Origin of the sequence: Mycobacterium sp. (assembly GCF_039583785.1) — a bacterium.
GTDB lineage: Bacteria > Actinomycetota > Actinomycetes > Mycobacteriales > Mycobacteriaceae > Mycobacterium.
The window spans coordinates 1-4,669 of record NZ_JAVKSG010000131.1 but is presented as its reverse complement, the minus strand read 5'-3'; the positions used below and the strand labels follow the sequence as shown (position 1 = coordinate 4,669).

Sequence of the window (4,669 nt, the reverse complement as noted above, 5' to 3'; positions counted from 1 at the left end):
GGTTTGCGGACGAACCGTTCTGGGTGTGCGGCGTAGGCGGCGTCGAGTACGCCGGCGCGCTTGTCGCGGATCGCCTCTGCGAGGCCGTAGTGGACGTCGGCGGGGGTATGCAGGCCCAGCCCGGAGTGACGGTGTTTCTCTGGGGGTCCGACCCGAAGCTGCTGTAGATCTCCCGCATTTCTGCAGGTACTGCGGCTGATGGTTGAACCGTATTGTGCGCAACAGTGTTGTGCAAGCGTTTCGGCGGGCGTGTCATCCAGTTGGCTGGGATGCGTTGAGTCTGGTCATCAGTTCGCGGTTGGCGGCGCGGGCGGCGGCGAGGTCCTGGTCGCGTTCTTCGAGTTGCAGCCGCAGTTCGACGACTTGTTGTTCGAGCGACACGATGTCGTGCTGCAGCTGGTCGATGTCGGTGGGTGCGCCGAGTCCGGTTGCGCGCCAGGCTTGTTCGCCGAGTAGTTCGGAAAGGCGGGCCTCGAGTTGTTGGGTGCGTGCGGCCATGCGGGTGCAGCGTTGCTGGGCTGCGAGCAGGTCCGCTTTCAGTGAGGCGCGGGTGACCGGGGGGCCGATTTCGGGATTGTCTGATGGTTCGGTTTCGGCGGCGTGAATGCGTTCGAGCAGGTCGCGGTGGCGATAGAGGAAGGTGCGGTCGACTCCGGCGCGGCGAGCGATGCTGGAGACGCTGAGTTCTGCGCCGTCTTTGATGGCGGTGTCCAGCGCGGTGAGGACGCGCTGGCGGCGTCGGGTGGAGTCGGCTCGACGTCCGTCGATCATCGCGTCGACGGTGGTGGTGGTGGTGGTGGTGGTCATGGGGTTCTCTCCGGGCGCAGGTCGGGCAGGGGTTGGCGGGTGCGGGGCATGCCGAGCATGACGCTGCGGTGGCGGCGCACGACGGTGACGGCTTGTTGAAGTTGTTCTCGCTGTTCGGGTTTGAGCTCGTCGAGCCCATTGCTGATCTGGGCGATCAGGCGGCGGATGCGGCGGGTCTCCTCATCCGACGGCATCGCTTCGGCGCGTGCCCACTGATCGAGGTCGGTGGTGGCGAGCAGGCGTTCGCGGGTGCGCAGCAGGTCGTCGAGGTAGGCGTGCAGGTCGGGCAGGTAGGAGACGTCGGTGCGGAAGTGGTCGCAGCCAGCGCAGCGGAACCGGAACGGGCAGGCACCGCCGCCGGCCTTGACGTTGGACGGTTCGGCGCAAACGCCGAATGGAACGGCGACCTCGCCGACCGCGCGGCGCGCGTACTCGGAGTCCAACAACGCTTGGGCTTGCCGCCAGACGCGGTTGCCGTGCCGGTCGAACTGCATCGCGGTGACGCGGTCAACGGCCTCGCGGCGGCGGGTTTCACCGACGCGGTAGTAGCCGCTGGTGGTCTCGAGTTTGCGGTGCGACATCAGCTCACGCAGCACCTCGACGGGAACACCGGCATCAGCGTGGCGTTGTGCGTAGCTGTGCCGGTAGGCGTAGAGCACGGCCTTGGCTTTGTCGTATTCGACGCCGTCGCTGTTGCGCAGCACGGGCATTCGGTCGACCCAGGTGCGGTGGGCGAACGCGAGACTGAAGCCGGTGATCGCGCGGTGCCCGCCGGGGTTGCGCCGGTCGGTGGGCAGCAGCTTGAGGTCGCCGACCGGTGTGTGCGGGTAGCGGGCTCGAACCCGTTGCTGCTGGGCGAGGATCACCTCAGCGGTCTGCTCGCCGATCGGCAGGCGTCGTGCGGGCCGGTTGGCCTTGTGGTTGTCATAAATCAGCACGGGCTGTCCGTCGTCGTCTCGGGTCAGGCAGTCGAAGTCCAGCTCGCAGATCTCTTCGGGACGGCGACCGGTGTCGATGGCCAGCTCGACCGCGGTGCGCATTTCTGGTGAGGTCAGGTCATCCAGGTGGGTGCAGAGCTGCCGCATGATTTCCGGCGGCAGGTCCCGGTTTGGTTCTGCCGGTTCGGGTTCGGCGGGCACGTCGGCCTGCCCGATGACGAAGTCCTCGCCCAGTCCGGCGGCGAGCCCGCCGGGGCGGGTCAGCCCCATCGCGCGGATGCGGGTGAGCACGGCGCGGACCTCGCGGCAGGCCCGGATCCGGGCATCACCGCTGATCTTCCCGGCCGATTCAAGGTAGGCCAGCCGGTGCAAGAACGCCTCCATGTCGCTGCGGCCCAACGCTTGTGGGTGTTCACCGCGGTCGGAACGCATGCGCAGCGACTCCGACAGCCGCCCCAGGCAGCCGATGTGGTGACGCACGGCCAGGCCGGCGCTGGTGCGTCGCCCCGGTCGGACGCGTCGTTTCGGCAGGTCGTCGGCGGCCCACCGTTTGGCAGCCTCCCGCAGCCACGTCTGGCTGATGCCGGTAAACGACACCGTGCCGTTGTGCCCGAACACCGTCAGATCCCATTCATCTCGGGCGACTTCGGTTTCCGGGCTCGACAAGGCGCGGCGGGCGTGACCGATCAGGCAGTTGGCCAACCCGGTGAACTCCAGATCACGATCATCACCTGCGGCGTAGTGGGTCAGCGAGCTCACCTGTCGGTGACGGACGTCGTTGCAGAGTGCCCGCAGCACGGCGTCGCTGGTCTTGACGGCGTTGATCCGGCAGCGCTGCTGCAGGCCCACCAGCAGCTCGGCCACGACCAGCGGCGCCAGGCCGCGCAGACTGACCTCACCACCTCGACCGATCGCCGGTTCGGTTGCTTGCCATTGGGTTTCGCCCAGGAGCGGGTTATGTGTCCTGGCGGTGCGCAGCCGTTGCTGGTGCGCGTCGCAGTAGAGCCCGTCGGGGTGGCGGCGTTGGCGGGTGCAGGCGGCGACTGCGCACGGCGCGCACGGCGGAAGCGGGCGGGTGTGCCGGTCAGCAAGGAACTCGTCGACGTCGGCAACCGGCAAGGCGCGCAACTGTTCTGCGTGGGCGCGGCACAACCCAGAGCTCGCCGATTCCCACTCGCGTCCGCAACCGTCCACCACACAGGTATCCGGTCCGCGCCCCGATCGTTCGCGACAGCGCGGTGGAAGCGAGGCGATCTCGTCGTCGCCGAGCCCGTGTTCGGTGAGCCGACGGCGGCACGAGGCGCAGATCCGCGCCGCCGCAGGCGCGGATGTCGAGCAGCCCGCCGCGCGGCAAACAGGACGTCCCAGCAATGGATGCTCCGGATCGAACGACAGCACCCTTCGCGCCGGATCCCACCCGGCCTCGGTGAGGAACGCGGGGTCGATCACCGCGGCGATCGCCGCAGCGTGCCGGTCGACCCGCGTGTCGGCGAACACGTGCTCCCGACCGGCTATGGCCACCTGCACCGCTTCGGCGGCGCTCACCGGTCCGTCCCGGCAAGCCCGCGGGGACTGGCGACCCGGTCGACGGCCTCGCGCAGCCGGGCCGGGTCGGGGTGCAGGTAGACCTGCGACGAACTCATCGACGCATGACCCATCAGGGTGGCGATCTCGTCCAGGCCGGCACCGGCGTCGGCCAGGTTGCTGCCGAACGCATGCCGCAGCCGATGTGGTGTCATATGCTCGATCCCCGCCCGCCGCGCGCACGCCGCGATCAATTCGTTAACCGCATCCGGGCGCATCGGCGCACCGATCGGTTCACGAAACAGGTTGACCAACAAGAAATCCGACTCAGCCGCCCGTGGCACCGCAAACCGCTCGAACTCGTAGACGTCGAACACCTGCACCAGCAGAAAATCCAGCGGCACCACCCGCTGGCGACGGGATTTGGCCCACGCCCCGTTCGGATTCTCCCGGCGCACCACATGCAGGTGCGCCCGCGGCATCTCACAGCCCAGCAGCCGCGAGTCGACCAGCAGGTGCACATCTGAGCGCCGCAGGCCACACAACTCGCCGCGCCGCAGCCCGGCCCTCGCCATCAACAGCACGATCAGCCGGTCGCGCGCCGACCGGCAGGCCCGCAGCAGCGCCATGATCTCGGCGTCGCTGGCCCGGTCCACCGTCGCCTCCGGCTCATGCAGCCGATGCCGCGCCCGCATCCGCCAGGCCATCCGGTGGTCCTCGCCGCGAGCCTGCGCCGGCAGGTCACGCTCGTCGGCCAGCTCATAGATGAGCGGCATCAGCTCGCCCGGCGCCTGCCCGGACGTCACTGCGTGCGCGACGAACCCCCGCACCGCGGTCAGCACACCGTTGATCCGCCGCGCCCCACGCGCCGGCTCCGCGCCCGGACCGGCCAGCACCTGCCCACCCAGCATGACCTCGACACCGCTGGCTTGTGGTGCCGCGTGGCGCAGCCAGGTGATGAACAGCCCCAGCGCCGCCACGCCGTCATGCCAGTGCCGGCCCGTGCGAACACACCAACGCAGGAACAACGCGATGCCACCCGCATACGACCTGGTGGTCAACTCCGAGCCGTCACGGCCGAATCGGACATGCCGCAAGAACGCGTCCGCTTCGGCCACCACCGACAGACCCTCATCGAGCACCGTCCAGTACCGCACCCCGGACGGCAACCTCACCGGAAACGCCCGCACCCTGATCTCCTCTCGCAGCAGGCAGCTTTACCACTACCAGCCACGAGCACCACACCCCGGGAGATCTGTTGCAGAACCGGCTCGTGTCGCCGATCTACGCAACGTCACACAACAGTTCAGCCAACCCCAGAAAACGATGTTCATCGTTGTACCAAGCGAAGAAGACCCGGCAGTGCAGTCGGGCGTCTTCGATCGAGCCGAACCGGCCGG

The 4,669-nt window shown here is 68.5% G+C and carries 3 protein-coding genes and 1 pseudogene; all 4 read right to left on the bottom strand.

Going from position 1 to position 4,669, the window contains the following annotated elements; all coding sequences use genetic code 11:
- Nucleotides 1-137: pseudogene (locus ABDV69_RS20205) on the bottom strand (IS3 family transposase); the annotation flags it as partial.
- Nucleotides 138-252: 115 nt separating this feature from the next.
- The gene (locus ABDV69_RS20200) at nt 253-807 is read right to left on the bottom strand and encodes a DUF6262 family protein (protein ID WP_343577543.1); all 555 of its coding nucleotides are present in this window, start codon (nt 805-807) and stop codon (nt 253-255) included.
- On the bottom strand, nt 804-3,290 hold the full coding sequence (locus ABDV69_RS20195) for a site-specific integrase (RefSeq protein WP_343577542.1): 2,487 nt from the start codon (nt 3,288-3,290) through the stop codon (nt 804-806). The genes ABDV69_RS20200 and ABDV69_RS20195 overlap by 4 nt, the downstream gene beginning before the upstream one ends.
- On the bottom strand, nt 3,287-4,459 hold the full coding sequence (locus ABDV69_RS20190; RefSeq protein ID WP_343577541.1) for a site-specific integrase: 1,173 nt from the start codon (nt 4,457-4,459) through the stop codon (nt 3,287-3,289). The genes ABDV69_RS20195 and ABDV69_RS20190 overlap by 4 nt, the downstream gene beginning before the upstream one ends.
- Between the last annotated feature and the right edge of the window lie 210 nt (nt 4,460-4,669).